The organism is Candidatus Streptomyces philanthi, from assembly GCF_059553635.1.
The window spans coordinates 1-18,598 of sequence record NZ_JCANQV010000107.1 but is presented as its reverse complement, the minus strand read 5'-3'; the positions used below and the strand labels follow the sequence as shown (position 1 = coordinate 18,598).

General features: G+C 72.0%; 19 protein-coding genes. 1 reads left to right on the top strand and 18 read right to left on the bottom strand.

What is annotated here, in order from left to right; all coding sequences use genetic code 11:
- From AC51EU_RS15140 to pyrR, 14 genes are all read right to left on the bottom strand, one after another.
- On the bottom strand, positions 1 to 507 hold a 507-nt coding region (locus tag AC51EU_RS15140), incomplete at its 3' end, for a primosomal protein N' family DNA-binding protein (RefSeq protein WP_496267437.1).
- Between the two features lie 110 nt (positions 508 to 617).
- Entirely contained in the window at positions 618 to 1,826 is a 1,209-nt protein-coding gene (gene metK / locus AC51EU_RS15135; protein WP_496267436.1) for a methionine adenosyltransferase, read from the bottom strand.
- A gap of 239 nt (positions 1,827 to 2,065) precedes the next feature.
- Positions 2,066 to 3,295 carry a bifunctional phosphopantothenoylcysteine decarboxylase/phosphopantothenate--cysteine ligase CoaBC gene (coaBC, locus tag AC51EU_RS15130; protein ID WP_496267435.1) on the bottom strand — a complete coding sequence of 410 codons (1,230 nt, stop codon included), beginning with the start codon at positions 3,293 to 3,295 and terminating at the stop codon, positions 2,066 to 2,068.
- A 109-nt stretch (positions 3,296 to 3,404) separates the two neighbouring features.
- A complete protein-coding gene (gene rpoZ, locus AC51EU_RS15125) occupies positions 3,405 to 3,677 on the bottom strand; it encodes a DNA-directed RNA polymerase subunit omega (RefSeq protein ID WP_200421180.1) in 273 nt (90 codons plus the stop codon).
- A 66-nt stretch (positions 3,678 to 3,743) separates the two neighbouring features.
- On the bottom strand, positions 3,744 to 4,367 hold the full coding sequence (gene gmk / locus AC51EU_RS15120; protein WP_496267434.1) for a guanylate kinase: 624 nt from the start codon (positions 4,365 to 4,367) through the stop codon (positions 3,744 to 3,746).
- Positions 4,368 to 4,405: 38 nt separating this feature from the next.
- On the bottom strand, positions 4,406 to 4,729 hold the full coding sequence (locus AC51EU_RS15115; protein WP_496267433.1) for an integration host factor: 324 nt from the start codon (positions 4,727 to 4,729) through the stop codon (positions 4,406 to 4,408).
- A 204-nt stretch (positions 4,730 to 4,933) separates the two neighbouring features.
- Entirely contained in the window at positions 4,934 to 5,770 is an 837-nt protein-coding gene (gene pyrF, locus AC51EU_RS15110) for an orotidine-5'-phosphate decarboxylase (RefSeq protein ID WP_496267432.1), read from the bottom strand.
- Positions 5,767 to 6,876: a quinone-dependent dihydroorotate dehydrogenase gene (locus tag AC51EU_RS15105; RefSeq protein ID WP_496267431.1), complete on the bottom strand. Its 1,110-nt coding sequence runs from the start codon at positions 6,874 to 6,876 to the stop codon at positions 5,767 to 5,769. The genes pyrF and AC51EU_RS15105 overlap by 4 nt, the downstream gene beginning before the upstream one ends.
- An 81-nt stretch (positions 6,877 to 6,957) precedes the next feature.
- The gene (gene carB / locus AC51EU_RS15100; protein WP_496267430.1) at positions 6,958 to 10,266 is read right to left on the bottom strand and encodes a carbamoyl-phosphate synthase large subunit; all 3,309 of its coding nucleotides are present in this window, start codon (positions 10,264 to 10,266) and stop codon (positions 6,958 to 6,960) included.
- Positions 10,259 to 11,401, bottom strand: coding sequence for a glutamine-hydrolyzing carbamoyl-phosphate synthase small subunit (gene carA, locus AC51EU_RS15095; RefSeq protein ID WP_496267429.1), 1,143 nt, complete (start codon positions 11,399 to 11,401; stop codon positions 10,259 to 10,261). Before carA ends, carB begins: the two co-directional genes overlap by 8 nt.
- Positions 11,398 to 11,982: a PH-like domain-containing protein gene (locus AC51EU_RS15090; protein WP_496267428.1), complete on the bottom strand. Its 585-nt coding sequence runs from the start codon at positions 11,980 to 11,982 to the stop codon at positions 11,398 to 11,400. Before AC51EU_RS15090 ends, carA begins: the two co-directional genes overlap by 4 nt.
- On the bottom strand, positions 11,979 to 13,274 hold the full coding sequence (locus AC51EU_RS15085; protein ID WP_496267427.1) for a dihydroorotase: 1,296 nt from the start codon (positions 13,272 to 13,274) through the stop codon (positions 11,979 to 11,981). The genes AC51EU_RS15090 and AC51EU_RS15085 overlap by 4 nt, the downstream gene beginning before the upstream one ends.
- 4 nt (positions 13,275 to 13,278) lie before the next feature.
- Positions 13,279 to 14,262, bottom strand: a complete 984-nt coding sequence (locus tag AC51EU_RS15080; RefSeq protein WP_496267426.1) for an aspartate carbamoyltransferase catalytic subunit — start codon at positions 14,260 to 14,262, stop codon at positions 13,279 to 13,281.
- 122 nt (positions 14,263 to 14,384) lie between these two features.
- On the bottom strand, positions 14,385 to 14,990 hold the full coding sequence (pyrR, locus tag AC51EU_RS15075) for a bifunctional pyr operon transcriptional regulator/uracil phosphoribosyltransferase PyrR (RefSeq protein WP_496267425.1): 606 nt from the start codon (positions 14,988 to 14,990) through the stop codon (positions 14,385 to 14,387).
- A 195-nt stretch (positions 14,991 to 15,185) separates the two neighbouring features.
- On the opposite strand from pyrR, the gene bldD reads away from it, so the two are divergent.
- Positions 15,186 to 15,686 (top strand): transcriptional regulator BldD, encoded by a 501-nt coding sequence (gene bldD / locus AC51EU_RS15070; protein WP_496267424.1) that lies wholly within the window; start codon positions 15,186 to 15,188, stop codon positions 15,684 to 15,686.
- Between the two features lie 152 nt (positions 15,687 to 15,838).
- Here bldD and nusB read toward each other — a convergent pair whose 3' ends face one another.
- From nusB to AC51EU_RS15050, 4 genes are all read right to left on the bottom strand, one after another.
- Positions 15,839 to 16,273: a transcription antitermination factor NusB gene (gene nusB, locus AC51EU_RS15065; RefSeq protein WP_496267423.1), complete on the bottom strand. Its 435-nt coding sequence runs from the start codon at positions 16,271 to 16,273 to the stop codon at positions 15,839 to 15,841.
- A gap of 2 nt (positions 16,274 to 16,275) precedes the next feature.
- Entirely contained in the window at positions 16,276 to 16,842 is a 567-nt protein-coding gene (gene efp, locus AC51EU_RS15060) for an elongation factor P (RefSeq protein WP_496267422.1), read from the bottom strand.
- 66 nt (positions 16,843 to 16,908) lie between these two features.
- Positions 16,909 to 18,012 (bottom strand): aminopeptidase P family protein, encoded by a 1,104-nt coding sequence (locus tag AC51EU_RS15055; protein WP_496267421.1) that lies wholly within the window; start codon positions 18,010 to 18,012, stop codon positions 16,909 to 16,911.
- Positions 18,013 to 18,078: 66 nt separating this feature from the next.
- A partial coding sequence (locus tag AC51EU_RS15050; protein ID WP_496267420.1) for a P-loop nucleotide/nucleoside kinase family protein occupies positions 18,079 to 18,598 on the bottom strand: 520 nt, incomplete at its 5' end.

Sequence of the window (18,598 nt, the reverse complement as noted above, 5' to 3'; positions counted from 1 at the left end):
CGACGGCTCGGCCTCCACCCGGGCCCTGCGGGGCGGTACGGCGAGCTGGACGACGTCGGCGAGGGTGCCGGCGTAGCGGTCGGCGACCGCGCGGCACAGGGCGAGCAGCGCGGGTGTCAGGACGCGTTCGGGCGAGAGCACCTGGGCGAGGGGGGCGAGGACGCCCCGGAAGTCGCTCTCGGCGGCGCGTTCCACGATGAAGCCGTTGACGAGCTTGCCGCCCTCGCGGCGGCCCCCCTTCTCGCCCGCGCCGAACCGCACCCGTACCCGCACGCCGGGCTGCGCCTCGGCGTCCATGGCGGCGGGCACCGCGTAGTCGAAGTAGCGGTCGAGGTGGACCAGGCCCTTGTCGACGAGGACGCGGGCGACCGGCAGCTCGGCGGCCAGCTCGGCCCCCCGCCACGTCCGTGGTCTGGCGCGTGACGCCCTGGTCTCCCGTACGGTCTCCCGGATGAGGGCCAGCTGCTCGCCCGCGTCCGCCGCCCGCCGCCCGTTCTCCCTGCTCACAGCTCCAGTCTTAGCAGACCCCACTGACAGCGGGCGGGCGCACGACCGCGGCCCCGGACCGCAGAACGGTTCCGGGGCCGCGGGTCAGAACGCGGTGCGGGGTGCGGGGCTCAGAGGCCGGCCGCCTTGCGGAGGGCGTCGACGCGGTCGGTGCGCTCCCAGGTGAAGCCGTCCTCCTCGCGGCCGAAGTGGCCGTAGGCGGCGGTGCGCGCGTAGATCGGGCGCAGCAGGTCGAGGTCGCGGATGATGGCGGCCGGGCGGAGGTCGAAGACCTCGGAGATGGCCGTCTCGATCTTCTCGACGTCCACCGCGGCGGTGCCGAAGGTCTCGACGAAGAGGCCGACGGGCTCGGCCTTGCCGATGGCGTAGGCGACCTGGACCTCGCAGCGGGAGGCGAGGCCCGCCGCGACGACGTTCTTGGCGACCCAGCGCATGGCGTAGGCGGCGGAGCGGTCGACCTTGGACGGGTCCTTGCCGGAGAAGGCGCCGCCGCCGTGGCGGGCCATGCCGCCGTAGGTGTCGATGATGATCTTGCGGCCGGTGAGGCCGGCGTCGCCCATGGGGCCGCCGATCTCGAAGCGGCCGGTGGGGTTCACCAGCAGGCGGTAGCCGTCGGTGTCGAGCTTGATGCCCTCCTCGACCAGCTCCTTGAGGACGTGCTCGACGACGAACTCGCGGATGTCGGGGGCGAGCAGCGAGTCCAGGTCGATGTCGGAGGCGTGCTGCGAGGAGACGACGACGGTGTCGAGGCGGACGGCCTTGTGGCCGTCGTACTCGATGGTGACCTGGGTCTTGCCGTCGGGGCGCAGGTAGGGGATGGTGCCGTTCTTGCGGACCTCGGAGAGCCGGCGCGAGAGGCGGTGCGCGAGGAAGATCGGGAGCGGCAGCAGCTCCGGGGTCTCGTCGCAGGCGAAGCCGAACATCAGGCCCTGGTCGCCCGCGCCCTGCTTGTCCAGCTCGTCGTCGTCGCCCTCGACGCGGTTCTCGTAGGCGGTGTCGACGCCCTGTGCGATGTCCGGGGACTGCGCGCCGATGGAGACGGAGACGCCGCAGGAGGCGCCGTCGAAGCCCTTCTTGGACGAGTCGTAGCCGATCTCCAGGATCTTGTTGCGCACAAGGTTGGGGATGTCGGCGTACGCCTTCGTCGTCACCTCGCCGGCCACGTGCACCAGACCGGTGGTGATCAACGTCTCCACGGCGACCCGGGAGGTCGGGTCCTCCTTCAGGAGCGCGTCGAGGATCGTGTCGCTGATCTGGTCAGCGATCTTGTCGGGGTGGCCCTCGGTGACGGACTCCGAGGTGAAGAGGCGGCGGGACACATCGCTCCCTGGGGTTGCAGCGGCTGCTGGCTGATCAATGGCAGAACGGCCGAGAGCTGCGCTCGGCCCGATCCACGGCCAGTTTATCGGTCGTGTGCGAGCTTCGGGCACACAGTCTCGATTTGCGGAACCGTCGTGACCTGGAACACCACGGTCCACGGGAGGACGATCAACCGTCCGGAGCGCCCGGTCAAGGGGGCGCACCGGTGTCCGTCCGGGCGGTGGCTCGATCTCGACGGTCAGGCCCGCGGCGGGGCGAGGCGGGCGGCGACGAGGTCCCAGACGGTGTCCGCCAGGGCCTCCTTGGGGCCGTGCGGCACCGGGGTCTCGGTGCCGTCGGCGGCGAGGACCACGGCCTCGTTCTCCGCCGAGCCGAACGTCCTGTTCTCGCCCACCTCGTTGACGACCAGCAGGTCACAGCCCTTGCGGGCGAGCTTGGCGCGCCCGTTGGCGAGCACGTCGTCGGTCTCGGCCGCGAAGCCGACGACGATCTGGCCGGGGCGTGCCCGGTCGGCGGACAGCTCGGCGAGAACGTCCGGATTCCGGACCAGGGCGACCGGTTCCGGCTCGTGGCCGTCCCGCTTCTTGATCTTGCCGGGGGCGTACGAAGCGGGCCGGAAATCGGCGACCGCCGCCGCCATCACGACCGCGTCGGCGTCCGGCGCCGCGGCGCGGACCGCGTCGCGCAGCTGGACGGCGGTGCCGACGCGGACCACGTCGACGCCGGCCGGGTCGGGCAGTTCGGTGTTGCCGGCGACCAGGGTGACCCGGGCGCCGCGGGCCGCCGCGGTGCGGGCGAGGGCGTAGCCCTGCCGGCCGGAGGAGCGGTTGCCGAGGTAGCGGACCGGGTCCAGGGGTTCGCGGGTGCCGCCCGCGCTGACCAGGACATGGCGCCCGGCGAGGTCGGTGACGGCGGCCTTCGGGCCGCGGGCCAGGACCCGGCGGCAGAACTCGAAGACCGCCTCCGGGTCGGGGAAGCGGCCCTTGCCGGTGTCGGCGCCGGTGAGGCGGCCGACGGCGGGCTCGATGACGAGGGCGCCGCGCCGGCGCAGCGTGGCGACGTTCTCCTGGGTCGCGGGGTGCTCCCACATCTCGGTGTGCATCGCGGGCGCGAAGACGACCGGGCAGCGCGCGGTGAGCAGGGTGTTGGTCAGCAGGTCGTCGGCGATGCCGTGGGCGGCCTTGGCGAGCATGTCGGCGGTGGCGGGGGCGACGACGACGAGGTCGGCGTGCTGGCCGATGCGGACGTGCGGGACCTCGTGGACGGTCTCCCAGACCTCGGTCGCGGCCGGTTTGCCGGAGAGCGCCGCCCAGGTGGCCTCGCCGACGAAGTGGAGCGAGGAGGCGGTGGGCACGACCCGGACGTCGTGCCCGGACTCCGTCAGCCGCCGCAGCAGCTCGCACGCCTTGTAGGCGGCGATGCCGCCGCTGACCCCCAGGACGACCTTCGGCGCATCCGGCTTGTCCATCGCTTCGCAGCTCCCCGAGCTCGTTGCCAACGTGTCCTCCCTATGACACACCAGGGGCCCGGCAGCCGCGCTGCCGGGCCCCTGGTGACAAGGGTGTGACGGCCTCGCCCTACTGGGCGGGGCCCTCGACGGACTCGGAGGTCAGCAGACCCGCGTTGATCTCGCGGAGCGCGATCGACAGGGGCTTCTCGTGCACGTGGGTGTCCACGAGCGGGCCGACGTACTCCAGCAGGCCCTCGCCGAGCTGCGAGTAGTACGCGTTGATCTGCCGGGCACGCTTGGCCGCGTAGATCACGAGGCTGTACTTCGAGTCGGTGGCCTCGAGCAGCTCATCAATCGGCGGGTTGATGATGCCCTCGGGCGCGGTGATGGAAGAGGACACTCTCTGCCTTCCGAAGGGGTATGGAGCCGGTAAAGCGAAGAATCCGGGGCGGCCGGGGCCTGCGTCTCAGTCGCCGGCGGCGTCGCCGTCCCCGGGCCGACGCAGCATCAAGGCTAGCAGCTCACGGCTGACGTCCTCGACGGAGGTGTTGACCAGGGTGGTGTCGAACTCCGGCTCGGCGGCGAGTTCGGTGGTGGCGGCCTCCAGGCGGCGTTCGATCACCTCGGGGGCCTCGGTGCCGCGGCCGGTGAGCCGGCGGACCAGCTCGTCCCAGCTCGGCGGGGCCAGGAAGACCAGCCGGGCGTCCGGCATGGACTCGCGGACCTGCCGGGCGCCCTGGAGGTCGATCTCCAGGAGGACCGGCTCGCCGGACTCCAGGCGTTCCATGACCGCCCGACGGGGGGTGCCGTAGCGGTTGCCGGCGAACTCGGCCCATTCCAGCAGCTCACCGTTGGCGACGAGCTTGTCGAACTGCTCGTCGTCGACGAAGAAGTACTGGACGCCGTCCCGCTCCCCGGGGCGGGGCCTGCGGGTGGTGGCCGAGACGGAGAGCCAGATCTCGGGATGGACCTTGCGCAGGTGCGCGACGACCGTGCTCTTGCCGACCCCGGAGGGGCCGGAGAGCACGGTCAGCCGCGGTCGTCCGACCGGGGGCGCCGGGGTTGCCCCCCGGGAGACTGCAGAACTCATGCAGCGATTATTCCAGCTCCCCGGTGCTGCCGGGAAACTCAGCCCGACGCGCCACCGAACTCGCGCTCAAGGGAGGCGATCTGGTTGGAGCCCAGGCCACGGACGCGGCGGCTCTCGGAGATACCGAGCCGCTCCATGATCTGCTTGGCGCGGACCTTGCCGACGCCGGGCAGGGACTCCAGGAGCGCGGAGACCTTCATCTTGCCGATGACGTCGTTCACCTGTCCCTGCTTGATGACGTCATGAAGGGAAGCACCGGAGTGCTTGAGCCGATTCTTGACCTCGGCGCGCTCCCGGCGAGCCGCGGCGGCCTTTTCGAGCGCGGCTGCGCGCTGTTCAGGGGTAAGGGGCGGAAGAGCCACGCCTACGTCACCTCGGATGTCGAACTGTCGGATACGGACCGGTGTGGAACCTAGTCGCACCTCACCGGCGGAGCAACGAGCAACGCTCTTACGTGCACTGCTCTCGTCGGAGACTAGCGGCCGAGGGCGCCTGAGTCAGCGAGAACGAACGAAAAGTCCTGGTCAGACTCTGCCGACCAGGACAATTCGGTACAAAAATCCTCGCTATCCGAGGGCCTCGCGCACCTCACGGGCCCATCGCGCCGCCGCGTCGCGCAGCGCGGCGGTGTCCGGACCGTGCCGCAGCACCCCCCTGCTGACGCTCGGCACGACGTTGCGGGCCGCCGCGCCGAAGACCGCGGGCAGGTCGGCGGCGGTGGCACCCTGCGCGCCGATGCCGGGGGCCAGCAGCGGCCCGTTGACGTCCAGGTCGAAGGCGGACAGGTCGCCCAGCGTGGCGCCGACGACCGCGCCGAAGGAGCCCAGCGGCGCGGCCCCCGCGTTCTCGGCCTTCAGGTGCCCGAGCACCGTGGCGGCCACACCGCGGCCGTCCGCCCGGACCGCGCGCTGCACCTCGGCGCCCTCCGGGTTCGACGTCAGGGCGAGGGTGAACAGGCCGCAGCCGTGCTCGCGCGCCAGGTCCACGGCCGGGCGCAGCGCGCCGTAACCGAGGTAGGGGCTGACCGTGAGGGCGTCGGAGAACAGCGGGGACGCCGGGTCGAGGTAGGCGGCGGCGTAGGCGGCCATGGTGGAGCCGATGTCGCCCCGCTTGGCGTCCATGACGACCAGGGCGCCGGCGGCGCGGGCCTCGGCCACCGCGGCCTCCAGGACGGCGATCCCGCGCGAGCCGAAACGCTCGAAGAACGCGGACTGCGGCTTGAGGACGGCCACGCGGTCGGCCAGGGCCTCCACCACCGTACGGGTGAACCGCTCCAGGCCCGCGATGTCGTCGTCCAGGCCCCAGTCGGTCAGGAGGGAGGCGTGCGGGTCGATGCCGACGCACAGCGGGCCGCGGGTGTCCATGGCGTGGCGCAGCCGGGTTCCGAAGGGCTGCTGGGTCATGCGGTGGCCTTCCTGTGGTCCGCGCCGACCGCGTCGGCGAGGGTGGCGTAGGGGCTGGTGCGCAGGCGCTCGGCGAGTCCCTTGTGGACGGCACGGCACCAGAAGGGGCCCTCGTAGATGAAGGCGCTGTAGCCCTGGACGAGCGTGGCGCCGGCGAGGATGCGCCGCCAGACGTCCTCGGCGTCCTCGACGCCGCCGACGCCGATGAGGGTGATGCGGTCGCCGACGCGGGCGTAGAGGCGGCGCAGCACCTCCAGGGAGCGTTCCTTGACGGGGCGGCCGGACAGCCCGCCGGTCTCCGCCACCAGGGCGGGGTCGGAGACCAGGCCCAGGCCCTCGCGGGCGATGGTGGTGTTGGTGGCGATGATGCCGTCGAGGCCGAGTTCGAGGGCGAGGTCGGCGACGGCGTCGATGTCCTCGTCGGCGAGGTCCGGGGCGATCTTCACCAGCAGCGGCACCCGGCGGCCGGTCACCGTGCGGTCGGCGGCCTCGCGGACGGCGGTCAGCAGCGGGCGGAGGTGGTCGGTGGCCTGGAGGTCGCGCAGTCCGGGCGTGTTGGGCGACGAGACGTTGACGACGAGGTAGTCGGCGTGCCGGGCGAGGCGTTCGGTGGAGGTGACGTAGTCGGCGACGGCCTCCTCCTCCGGGACGATCTTGGTCTTGCCGATGTTGACGCCGACGGTGGTCGGGAAGACGGGCCTGCGGGCGGCGAGCCGGGCGGCGACCGCGGCGGAGCCCTCGTTGTTGAAGCCCATGCGGTTGATCAGCGCGCGGTCCGGGACGAGCCGGAAGAGGCGCTTGCGGGGGTTGCCGGGCTGCGCCTGGGCGGTGACGGTGCCGATCTCGACATGGTCGAAGCCGAGCATCGCCATGCCGTCGATGGCGGCGGCGTTCTTGTCGAAGCCCGCGGCCAGGCCGAACGGCCCGTGCATCCGGCGGCCCAGCGCCTCGACGCGCAGTTCCTTGTGGCGGGGCGCGAGGACGGCGGCGGCGAAGGTGCGCAGGACGGGGATGCGCGCGGTGCGGCGGATCCAGGAGAAGGCCAGGTGGTGGGCCCGCTCGGGGTCCATGCGGCGGAAGAAGAGGCGGAAGAAGAGGCTGTACATGGTGGTGTCCGTGGTGTCCTGGGAGGGGCGCGTCTCATGACGAGGGGGACACCGGTCGGTGTCCCCCTCGTGGGCCTGCCGTCAGTCGCGGGCCGCGGTCAGGCGTTCCGCGTGTTCCTGGAGCGACCTGACGCCGACGTCACCGCGGTTCATGGCCTCGATGCCCTGGACGGCCGCCGCCAGCGCCTGGACCGTGGTCAGGCAGGGGACGCCGCGGGCGACCGAGGCGGTGCGGATGTCGTAGCCGTCGAGGCGGCCGCCGGTGCCGTACGGGGTGTTGACGATGAGGTCGACCTCGCCGGCGTGGATGAGCTGGACGATGGTCTTCTCGCCGTTCGGGCCCTCGCCCTCGGAGTGCTTGCGGACCACGGTGGCGGTGATGCCGTTGCGGCGCAGCACCTCGGCGGTGCCGGAGGTGGCGAGCAGTTCGAAGCCGTGGGCGACGAGCTCACGCGCCGGGAAGATCATCGAGCGCTTGTCGCGGTTGGCGACGGAGACGAAGGCCCGGCCCTTGGTGGGCAGCGCGCCGTACGCCCCGGACTGCGACTTGGCGTACGCGGTGCCGAAGACCGAGTCGATGCCCATGACCTCGCCGGTGGAGCGCATCTCCGGGCCGAGGACGGTGTCCACGCCGCGGCCGGAGGCGTCGCGGAAGCGCGACCAGGGCAGGACGGCCTCCTTGACGGAGATCGGCGCGTCCAGCGGCAGGGTGCCGCCGTCGCCGTTCTTCGGGAGCATGCCCTCGGCGCGCAGTTCGGCGATGGTGGCGCCGAGCGAGATGCGGGCGGCGGCCTTGGCCAGCGGCACCGCGGTCGCCTTCGAGGTGAAGGGCACGGTGCGCGAGGCGCGGGGGTTGGCCTCCAGGACGTAGAGGATGTCCCCGGCCATCGCGAACTGGATGTTGATCAGGCCGCGGACGCCGACGCCCTTGGCGATGGCCTCCGTCGAGGCGCGCAGCCGCTTGATGTCGTACCCGCCCAGGGTGATGGGGGGCAGGGCGCAGGCGGAGTCGCCGGAGTGGATGCCGGCCTCCTCGATGTGCTCCATGACGCCGCCGAGGTAGAGCTCACGGCCGTCGTAGAGGGCGTCGACGTCGATCTCGATGGCGTCGTCGAGGAAGCGGTCGATCAGCACGGGGTGCTGGTCGATCAGGCCGGCGTGGCGCTCCAGGTAGCCGCCGAGGGAGGGCTCGTCGTAGACGATCTCCATGCCGCGGCCGCCGAGCACGTAGGAGGGCCGGACCATGACCGGGTAGCCGATCTCGGCGGCGATCTCCTTGGCCTGGTCGAAGGAGAAGGCGGTGCCGTACTTGGGGGCCGGCAGACCCGCCTCGGTCAGGACGCGGCCGAAGGCGCCGCGCTCCTCGGCGAGGTCGATCGCCTCGGGCGAGGTGCCGACGATGGGCACGCCGTTGTCCTTGAGGGCCTGGGCGAGGCCGAGCGGGGTCTGGCCGCCGAGCTGGACGACGACGCCGGCGACCGGTCCGGCCTGGGTCTCGGCGTGGACGATCTCCAGGACGTCCTCCAGGGTGAGCGGCTCGAAGTAGAGCCGGTCGGAGGTGTCGTAGTCGGTGGAGACGGTCTCCGGGTTGCAGTTGACCATCACGGTCTCGTACCCGGCGTCGCTGAGCGCGAAGGAGGCGTGGACGCAGGAGTAGTCGAACTCGATGCCCTGGCCGATGCGATTGGGGCCCGAGCCGAGGATGATCACGGCGGGCTTCTCGCGCGGGGCGACCTCGGACTCCTCGTCGTAGGACGAGTAGAAGTACGGGGTCCGCGCGGCGAACTCGGCGGCGCAGGTGTCGACGGTCTTGTAGACGGGGCGGAGGCCGAGCGCGTGGCGGACCTCGCGGACGACGTCCTCGCGCAGTCCGCGGATGTCCGCGATCTGCGCGTCGGAGAAGCCGTACCGTTTCGCCTCGGTGAGGATCTCCGGGCCGAGGGTGTCGGCGGCGGCGATCTCCAGGGCCGTCTCGTGGATCAGGAAGAGCTGGTCGACGAACCACGGGTCGATCTTGGTGGCGTCGAAGACCTGCTGCGGGGTGGCGCCGGCGCGGATCGCGGCCATGACGGTGTTGATCCGGCCGTCGGTGGGGACGACGGCCCGCTCCAGCAGCTCGGCGAGGTCGCCGGGCTCACCGCCGAAGTCGAACTGGCTGCCCTTCTTCTCCAGCGAGCGCAGCGCCTTGTTCAGCGCCTCGGGGAAGTTGCGGCCGATGGCCATGGCCTCGCCGACCGACTTCATGGTCGTGGTGAGGGTGGCGTCCGCGGCCGGAAACTTCTCGAACGCGAAGCGGGGGACCTTGACGACGACGTAGTCGAGGGCCGGCTCGAAGGAGGCCGGGGTCTTCTCGGTGATGTCGTTGGGGATCTCGTCGAGGGTGTAGCCGACGGCGAGACGCGCGGCGATCTTCGCGATCGGGAAGCCGGTGGCCTTGGAGGCCAGTGCCGAGGAGCGCGAGACGCGGGGGTTCATCTCGATGACGATGACCCGGCCGTCGGCGGGGTTGACCGCGAACTGGATGTTGCAGCCGCCGGTGTCGACGCCGACCTCGCGGATCACGGCGATGCCGATGTCGCGCAGGATCTGGTACTCGCGGTCGGTCAGCGTCATCGCCGGGGCGACGGTGATCGAGTCGCCGGTGTGCACGCCCATCGGGTCGAAGTTCTCGATGGAGCAGACGACCACGACGTTGTCGTTGCGGTCGCGCATCAGCTCCAGCTCGTACTCCTTCCAGCCGAGGATGGACTCCTCCAGGAGGACCTCGGTGGTCGGGGAGAGCGTCAGGCCCTGTCCGGCGATGCGGCGCAGGTCCTCCTCGTCGTGGGCGAAGCCGGAGCCGGCGCCGCCCATGGTGAAGGACGGGCGGACGACGACCGGGTAACCGCCGAGCTCCTCGACGCCGGCGAGGACCTCGTCCATGGAGTGGCAGATCACCGAGCGGGCGGACTCGCCGTGGCCGATCTTGGCGTGGACGGCCTCGACGACCTCCTTGAAGCGGTCGCGGTCCTCGCCCTTGTGGATCGCCTCGACGTTGGCGCCGATCAGCTCGACGCCGTACTTGTCGAGGGTGCCGGCCTCGTGCAGCGAGATCGCGGTGTTGAGCGCCGTCTGGCCGCCGAGGGTGGGCAGCAGCGCGTCGGGGCGCTCCTTGGCGATGATCTTCTCGACGAACTCGGGGGTGATCGGCTCGACGTAGGTCGCGTCGGCGATCTCCGGGTCGGTCATGATCGTCGCCGGGTTGGAGTTCACCAGGACGACGCGCAGGCCCTCGGACTTGAGGACCCGGCACGCCTGGGTGCCGGAGTAGTCGAACTCGGCGGCCTGGCCGATGACGATCGGGCCGGAGCCGATGACCAGGACGGACTGGATATCGGTGCGCTTAGGCACGCTGGCCCTCCATCAGGGAAACGAAGCGGTCGAAGAGGTAGGAGGCGTCGTGCGGGCCCGCGGCGGCCTCGGGGTGGTACTGGACGCTGAACGCCGGCCGGTCGAGGAGGCGCAGCCCCTCCACCACGTTGTCGTTGAGGCAGACGTGGGAGACCTCGGCGCGGCCGTAGGGCGTGTCGGAGACCGTGTCGAGCGGGGCGTCGACGGCGAACCCGTGGTTGTGCGCGGTGACCTCCACCTTGCCGGAGGCGCGGTCCTGCACGGGCTGGTTGATGCCGCGGTGACCGTACTTGAGCTTGTACGTGCCGAAGCCCAGGGCGCGGCCGAGGACCTGGTTGCCGAAGCAGATGCCGAACAGCGGGGTCCCGCGCTCCAGGACGGCGCGCATCACGGAGACGGCGTGGTCGGCGGTGGCCGGGTCACCGGGGCCGTTGGAGAAGAACACACCGTCCGGGGCCACCGCGTAGACGTCCTCGGCGGTGGCGGTCGCGGGCAGGACGTGCACCTCGATGCCGCGCTCGGCCATCCGGTGCGGGGTCATGCCCTTGATGCCCAGGTCGATCGCGGCGACCGTGAACCGCTTCGCCCCTATGGCGGGGACGACGTACGGCTCCTCGGTGGCGACCTGCGCGGACAGGTCGGCGCCCGCCATCTCGGGGGCCTGGCGCACCTTGGCCAGCATCATGCCCTCGTCGGGCAGCGCGTCGCCGGAGAAGATGCCGACGCGCATGGCGCCCCGCTCGCGCAGGTGCCGGGTCAGCGCCCGGGTGTCGACGCCCTGGATGCCGACGACGCCCTGTGCGGTCAGCTCCTCGTCGAGGGTGCGCACCGCGCGCCAGTTGGAGGGGATGCGGGCGGGGTCGCGGACGACGTAGCCGGACACCCAGATGCGGCGGGACTCGTCGTCCTCGTCGTTCCAGCCGGTGTTGCCGATGTGCGGGGACGTCATCACGACGACCTGGCGGTGGTAGGAGGGGTCGGTGAGGGTCTCCTGGTAGCCGGTCATGCCGGTGTTGAACACCGCCTCGCCGAAGGTCTCCCCCACGGCCCCGTAGGCGCGGCCGCGGAAGGTGCGGCCGTCCTCCAGGACGAGTACGGCGGGGATCTTGGGGGTCCCCTGGGTGGAGGTCGTCATCGTGCGCCTTCCGTTTCGGTGTGTGCGGTGGTGAGGGCGGGGGTGAGGCGGCCGACGGCCGCGACCCAGGCGGGGTGCTCCTCGGCCCGGTCGGAGCGGAAGCCGGAGTCGATCTCCTTGCCGCCGTGGGTCCAGGTGACGACCAGCAGGCCGCCCTCGGGGAGGACCTTCCCGGCGATGCCCTTGTCGAGGCGGGCGCCGCGCAGGGCGGCGGCCGGGACGAAGAAGTCCTCGGCGCCGGGCCGGACGACGGCCAGGCCCTGCTCGGTGAGGGTCAGCTCGGCGCGGCTGCGGGTGCCCAGGCCGCGGGCGACGATCCGGTCGAGCCACTGGCCCGCGGTGGTGGAGCCGTGGTAGCGGCCGCTGAGGGTGAGCAGCGGAGTGCCGGGGTCGGCGGGGGCGGCGGGCAGCTCGGGCAGGTCGCCCTGGAGCGTGCGGCGCCACTTCCAGCCCTGGCGCATCAGCCAGTAGACGAAGGCGATGAAGACCAGCAGGCCGGCGACCCAGCCGATCCGGGCGGCCCAGTCGGTGACCGGCGCGGAGTGCGGGTCGGCGGACAGATGGAGGAGTGGAGGAGTCACGCGAGCTTCCCGTCGATGAGCGTGGCGCGGCCCCGCAGGAAGGTGTGGGTGACGCGTCCCGGCAGCTCACGGCCCTGGTAGGGGGTGTTGCGGCTGCGCGAGGCGAAGCCCGCGGGGTCCACGACTCCACGGTAAGCGGAATCGACCAGCGTGAGGTTGGCGGGCTCACCGGGAGCGATGGGCCGACCGTGGCCTTCGAGGCGGCCGATGCGGGCGGGGCGGAAGGACATCCGGTCGGCGACGCCCTCCCAGTCCAGCAGGCCGGTGTCGACCATGGTGTGCTGCACGACGGAGAGCGCGGTCTCCAGGCCGACCATGCCCATGGCGGCCGCGCCCCACTCGCAGTCCTTGTCCTCGTGCGGGTGCGGGGCGTGGTCGGTGGCGACGCAGTCGATGGTGCCGTCGGCCAGCGCCTCGCGCAGCGCCCGCACGTCGGCCTCGGTGCGCAGCGGCGGGTTGACCTTGTAGACCGGGTCGTAGGAGCGGACCATCTCGTCGGTGAGGAGGAGGTGGTGCGGGGTGACCTCGGCGGTGACGCGCCAGCCCTTGGACTTCGCCCAGCGGACCAGTTCGACGGAGCCGGCGGTGGACAGGTGGCAGATGTGGACGCGGGAGCCGACGTGCGCGGCGAGCAGCACGTCGCGGGCGATGATCGACTCCTCGGCGACGGCCGGCCAGCCGGCCAGGCCCAGCTCGGCGGAGACGATGCCCTCGTTCATCTGGGCGCCCTCGGTCAGCCGGGGCTCCTGGGCGTGCTGGGCGATGACGCCGTCGAACGCCTTCACGTACTCCAGGGCGCGCCGCATGATGACCGCGTCGTCGACGCACTTGCCGTCGTCGGAGAAGACCCGCACCCCGGCGGCGGAGTCGTGCATGGCGCCGAGTTCGGCGAGCTTGCGGCCCTCCAGGCCGACGGTGACCGCGCCGACCGGCTGGACGTCGCAGTAGCCCGCCTCGCGGCCCAGCCGCCAGACCTGCTCGACGACGCCGGCGGTGTCGGCGACGGGGAAGGTGTTGGCCATGGCGTGGACGGCGGTGTAGCCGCCGCAGGCCGCGGCGCGGGTACCGGTCAGGACGGTCTCGGAGTCCTCCCGGCCGGGCTCGCGCAGATGGGTGTGCAGGTCTACCAGGCCCGGCAGCAGGACCGCGCCGCCGGTCTCGATCACCTCGGCGCCGTCGGCGTCCAGGCCGGTGCCGACGGCGGCGATGTTCTCGCCGGCGATCAGTACGTCCTGCGGTGCGCCGCCGAGGATGCGCGCCCCGCGGAGCAGGGTCTTCTTGGTGTCGCTCATGGTGTTACTCGCTCTCCTCGGTGCGGGGGGTGGCGGCGGTGAGGGCGGGCTCGTTGCCGCCCAGCAGCAGGTAGAGGACGGCCATACGGATGCTGACGCCGTTGGTGACCTGTTCGACGGCGGTGCAGCGCGGCGAGTCGGCGACCTCGGCGGTGATCTCCATGCCGCGGTTCATCGGGCCGGGGTGCATCACGACGGCGTGTGCGGGCATCTTGGCCATCCGGTCGCCGTCGAGGCCGTAGCGGCGGGCGTACTCGCGCTCGGTGGGGAAGAACGCCGCGTTCATCCGTTCCCGCTGGACGCGCAGCATCATCACCGCGTCCGACGTGGGCAGCACGGCGTCCAGGTCGTAGGAGACGGCGCAGGGCCACCGGCCTACGCCCACCGGCAGCAGGGTGGGCGGTGCGACGAGGGTGACCTCGGCGCCGAGGGTGGTCAGCAGATGGACGTTGGACCGGGCGACGCGGGAGTGCAGGATGTCGCCGACGACGGTGATCCGGCGCCCGGACAGGTCGCGGCCGGTGCCGGCCTCGCCGACCAGACGGCGGCGCACGGTGAAGGCGTCGAGCAGGGCCTGGGTGGGGTGCTCGTGGGTGCCGTCGCCGGCGTTGACGACGGAGCCGCCGATCCAGCCGGAGGTGGCGAGGCGGTGGGGGGCGCCGGAGTCGTGGTGGCGGATGACGACGGCGTCGGCGCCCATCGCCTCCAGGGTCAGCGCGGTGTCCTTGAGCGATTCGCCCTTGGAGACCGAGGAGCCCTTGGCGGAGAAGTTGATGACGTCGGCGGAGAGGCGCTTGGCGGCGGCCTCGAAGGAGATGCGGGTGCGGGTCGAGTCCTCGTAGAAGAGGTTGACGACGGTGCGGCCGCGCAGGGTGGGGAGTTTCTTGATCGGCCGGTCGGCGACCCGGGCCATCTCCTCGGCGGTGTCGAGGATCAGGACGGCGTCGTCACGGGTGAGTTCGGCGGCCGAGATGAGGTGGCGCTTCATCCGGTTTCTCCGTGGGTGCGGAAGGGTGCGGGAGGTGTGTGCCGGGCAGGCGGGGGCGCGGGCCCGGGGTCACCGGGTCCGGAAACGGGCACAGGGGTGCCCGGGGGCGTACGCGGGGGTGGTCAGCGCTCGGCGGCCGGGGCCTCGGCGCGGACCGGCGCGGGGCGCTGGCCGAGCAGCACGGCGTCCCTGCCGTCCTCCTCGGTGAGCTGGACCTTGACCGTTTCCCGCAGCGAGGTGGGGAGGTTCTTGCCGACGTAGTCGGCGCGGATCGGCAGCTCGCGGTGGCCGCGGTCGACCAGGACGGCGAGCTGGACGGCGCGCGGGCGCCCGATGTCGCCGAGCGCGTCCAGCGCGGCACGGATGGTGCGGCCCGAGAAGAGGACGTCGTCGACGAGGAGGACGAGGCGGCCCTCGATGCCCTCGGCGGGGATGTCGGTGCGGGCGAGCGTGCGGGCCGGGCCCAGGCGCAGGTCGTCGCGGTACATCGTGATGTCGAGCGAGCCGACCGGCACGGAGCGGCCGGTGATCTCCGCCAGCTTGGCCGCCAGGCGGTGCGCGAGGTGGACACCTCGGGTGGGAATCCCCAGGAGGACGACGTCGTGGGCGCCCTTGGCGCGTTCGACGATCTCGTGGGCGATGCGGGTGAGCATCCGCGCGATGTCCGGGCCTTCGAGCACCGGGCGCGCGGGCGGCACGGCGGGTGTGCCGGAGCCGTGTGCGTCCATACGGAAAGGACCTCCTTCTCCGCCTCACGGGACGGACCTTAAAGGACGTCGGAATGACGCGTTCAGGCTATCAGGGACCTTTCCGGGGGCTTCGCACCCCCCTGACGGGCCACCCTCTGCCCCGTTCGGCTTGACGAACGCAGATTACGCTGCGTAACCTCACAGTGAGTTACCAGTCTTCGTCCGGGGAGCCTTATGTCCAGCGAATACGCCAAACAGCTCGGGGCCAAGCTCCGCGCCATCCGCACCCAGCAGGGCCTCTCTCTCCACGGCGTCGAGGAGAAGTCCCAGGGCCGCTGGAAGGCCGTGGTGGTGGGCTCGTACGAGCGCGGCGACCGTGCCGTGACCGTGCAGCGCCTCGCCGAGCTGGCGGACTTCTACGGCGTGCCGGTGCAGGAGCTGCTGCCGGGCACGACGCCCGGCGGCGCGGCGGAGCCGCCGCCGAAGCTGGTGCTCGACCTGGAGCGCCTGGCCCACGTGCCGGAGGAGAAGGCCGGCCCGCTCCAGCGGTACGCCGCCACCATCCAGAGCCAGCGCGGCGACTACAACGGCAAGGTGCTCTCGATCCGCCAGGACGATCTGCGCACCCTCGCGGTCATCTACGACCAGTCGCCCTCGGTGCTGACCGAGCAGCTGATCAGCTGGGGCGTGCTGGACGCCGACGCCCGCCGCGCGGTGGCGCACGAGGACATCTGAGCCGCGCCCCTCACCCGTTGTGCTCCGCCGCCGTCCCGGTCCCGTACCGGGGCGGCGGTACGCGCATGTGCGCAGGGCGGGACGGCGGAAGGACCGGCACGGCAAGGGCCCGGAGCGATCGCTCCGGGCCCTTGTGACGTTCCGGGGGTGTGTCAGCGCGCCTCGCGCCGCAGACCGGGCTTGAGCTCCTTCAGACGGCCGAGGAGGCCGTTGACGAAGGCCGGGGAGTCGTCGGTGGAGAACTCCTTGGCGAGCTGCACCGCCTCGTCGATCACGACCGGGTCCGGGGTGCTGTCCACCCAGATCAGCTCGTACGCGGCGAGCCGCAGGATGTTGCGGTCGACGACCGGCATGCGGTCCAGCGGCCAGTCCACGGAGTAGGTGGACAGCAGCTCGTCGATGCGGGCGATGTGCTCCGCGTAGCCCTCGACCAGTTCCAGGGTGAACTCGCCGACCGGGGGCTGCCGGGGATCGGTCCGGGCGTGCCGCATCCAGTCCGCGAGCACGGACTGCACGTCGGCGCCGCGCTGGTCGGCCTCGAAGAGGATCTGGAAGGCGCGTTTACGGGCCTTGTTACGGGCGGCCACGGTTAGCTGTTCACCCGGCCGAGGTACTCGCCGGAGCGGGTGTCGACCTTGATCTTCTCACCGGTGGTGATGAAGAGGGGCACCTGGATCTCGTAGCCGGTCTCCAGCGTGGCGGGCTTGGTGCCGCCGGTGGAGCGGTCGCCCTGGACGCCCGGCTCGGTCTCCTTGATGGTCAGCTCGACGGCGGCGGGCAGCTCGACGTAGAGCACCGAGCCGTCGTGCTGCGCCACGACGGCCTCGAAGCCCTCCAGGAGGAAGTTCGCGGCGTCGCCGACGGTCTTGCGGTCGATGTGCAGCTGGTCGTAGGTGTCCATGTCCATGAAGACGAAGTACTCGCCGTCCATGTACGAGAACTGCATCCCGCGCTTGTCGACAGTGGCCGTCTCGACCTTCACGCCGGCGTTGAAGGTCTTGTCCACCACCTTGCCGGAGAGCACGTTCTTCAGCTTGGTGCGGACGAAGGCCGGGCCCTTACCGGGCTTGACGTGCTGGAACTCGACGACGGACCAGAGCTGGCCGCCTTCGAGCTTGAGCACCATGCCGTTCTTGAGGTCGTTCGTGGAAGCCACGGTTGAGGAATCTCCTGGACTGCGGGTGGTGGGTACCTCGAAGCGCACGGCCGCGAGCCGGCCGGCTCACAGCGCGAGCAGCTCCTTGGTCGTGATCGTGAGTAGCTCGGGCCCGCCGTCCGCCTCGGGGCGGACGACGAGGGTGTCGTCGATCCGGACACCCCCGCGGCCGGGGAGGTGAACCCCCGGTTCGACGGTGACCGGCACGCAAGCGTCCAGTTTACCCATGGCCGCGGGCGAGAGCTGCGGGTCCTCGTCGATTTCGAGTCCGACGCCGTGTCCGGTCCCCGGGCCCAGCTGCCCGCCGTGCCCGGCCGCGTCGAGGACATGGCGGGTCACGCGGTCCACCTCGCGGTACTCCACGCCCGGCGCCAGCGCCTCCCGGCCCGCCCGCTGGGCCGCGAACACCAGGTCGTACAGGTCGATCTGCCAGTCCGCCGGCGTGGTGCCGATGACGAAGGTCCGGCCGATCTCGCAGCGGTAGCCGCGGTAGTTCGCGCCGAGGCCGACGGAGAGGAAGTCGCCCTCCTCGACGCGCCGGTCGGTGGGCAGATGGCCCGGCCGGCCCGAGTGGGGGCCGGTGGCGACCGAGGTGGGGAAGGCCGGTCCGGTCGCTCCGTGGTCGACGAGCCGGCGGTCCAGTTCGAGGGCGAGATGGCGCTCGGTGCGGCCGACGAGGATGGATTCGAGCAGTTCCCCCAGGGCCTGGTCGGTGATCTCGGCGGCGATCCGCAGGCAGGCGATCTCGTCGTCGTCCTTGACCAGCCGCTGGGCCTCGACGGCGCAGCCCAGGTCCGTCAGCCGCAGCCGGGGGGCGGTGCGGACGAGGGCGCGGTGCCGGGCGACGGTCAGATGGTGCTCCTCGACAGCGAGGGTGTCCGCGCCGTCACCGGCGGCCCGGTCGGCGCCGGTGGTCACCGGGTCCCCGCCCCGGGCGGGCAGCATCACCCGCACGTCGTCCGGGGGACGGCCCTCGGAGGGATCACCGCTCAGCGGCCGCTCGCACAGCAGGACGTCCCCGGCCGGGCCCAGCAGCAGCACCGCTCCCGAGGGCGCGCAGCCGGTGAGGTAGCGGACATTGGCGGGGCGCGAGACCAGCGCGGCCGTGCTGCCGGTTGCCGCGCAGCGGTCCCGCAGTCGCGTGCGCCGCACTGCGAACAACTCGGACATATCACGAGCTTACGGGGGAATCGGGGGTTCGGCCGTTCGGCGGCGTCCGGCCGGGGGACGCGGCCGCTACCAGCTGGGCGGGCTGGCGAGGCTGCGGGCGATGACGTCGTCCAGCACCCGCACCGTCGTGGCGACGTCGTGCTGGGAGTTGTCGATGATCGGCAGCCCGGAGCCGTACCAGCCGGCCATCCGGCCGTGGATGCGGGCGACCTCCTCGTCGGAGAGCCGGCGGTTGCCGGTGCGGCGGGCGTTGCGCTCCAGGACGATCTCCAGGCCGGGCAGCAGCACGACGGGCAGCAGCCCGGGGCCGACGTGGCGCTTCCAGCCGCCGAGGCCGACGACCGGGCGGTCGGGGAAGACGGCGTCGTCGAGGATGCAGGAGATGCCGTTGGCGAGGAAGTTGCGGGCGGCGAAGCCGCAGGTGCGGCGGGCGAGACGGTACTGGGCCTCGGAGTGGTCGTTCCAGCCGCGCTGCGGGTCGGCGAAGCCGGCACGGACCCATTCGCGGACGTCGTCGAGGCTGATGTGCGCGGTGGGCACCCGCCGGGTGTCGGCCCAGTGGCGGGCGACGCTGGTCTTGCCGGCG

Coding starts and splice junctions, on each gene's coding strand:
- carA (WP_496267429.1), bottom strand. CDS start 11,401: ATGACGACCTCCACCCAGGGGACCCCCAAGATCCCCGCCGTACTCGTC.
- bldD (WP_496267424.1), top strand. CDS start 15,186: ATGTCCAGCGAATACGCCAAACAGCTCGGGGCCAAGCTCCGCGCCATC.
- AC51EU_RS15105 (WP_496267431.1), bottom strand. CDS start 6,876: ATGTACAGCCTCTTCTTCCGCCTCTTCTTCCGCCGCATGGACCCCGAG.
- gmk (WP_496267434.1), bottom strand. CDS start 4,367: ATGAGTTCTGCAGTCTCCCGGGGGGCAACCCCGGCGCCCCCGGTCGGA.
- pyrF (WP_496267432.1), bottom strand. CDS start 5,770: ATGACCCAGCAGCCCTTCGGAACCCGGCTGCGCCACGCCATGGACACC.
- coaBC (WP_496267435.1), bottom strand. CDS start 3,295: ATGGACAAGCCGGATGCGCCGAAGGTCGTCCTGGGGGTCAGCGGCGGC.
- AC51EU_RS15080 (WP_496267426.1), bottom strand. CDS start 14,262: ATGAAGCGCCACCTCATCTCGGCCGCCGAACTCACCCGTGACGACGCC.
- AC51EU_RS15085 (WP_496267427.1), bottom strand. CDS start 13,274: ATGAGCGACACCAAGAAGACCCTGCTCCGCGGGGCGCGCATCCTCGGC.
- pyrR (WP_496267425.1), bottom strand. CDS start 14,990: ATGGACGCACACGGCTCCGGCACACCCGCCGTGCCGCCCGCGCGCCCG.
- AC51EU_RS15055 (WP_496267421.1), bottom strand. CDS start 18,012: ATGTCCGAGTTGTTCGCAGTGCGGCGCACGCGACTGCGGGACCGCTGC.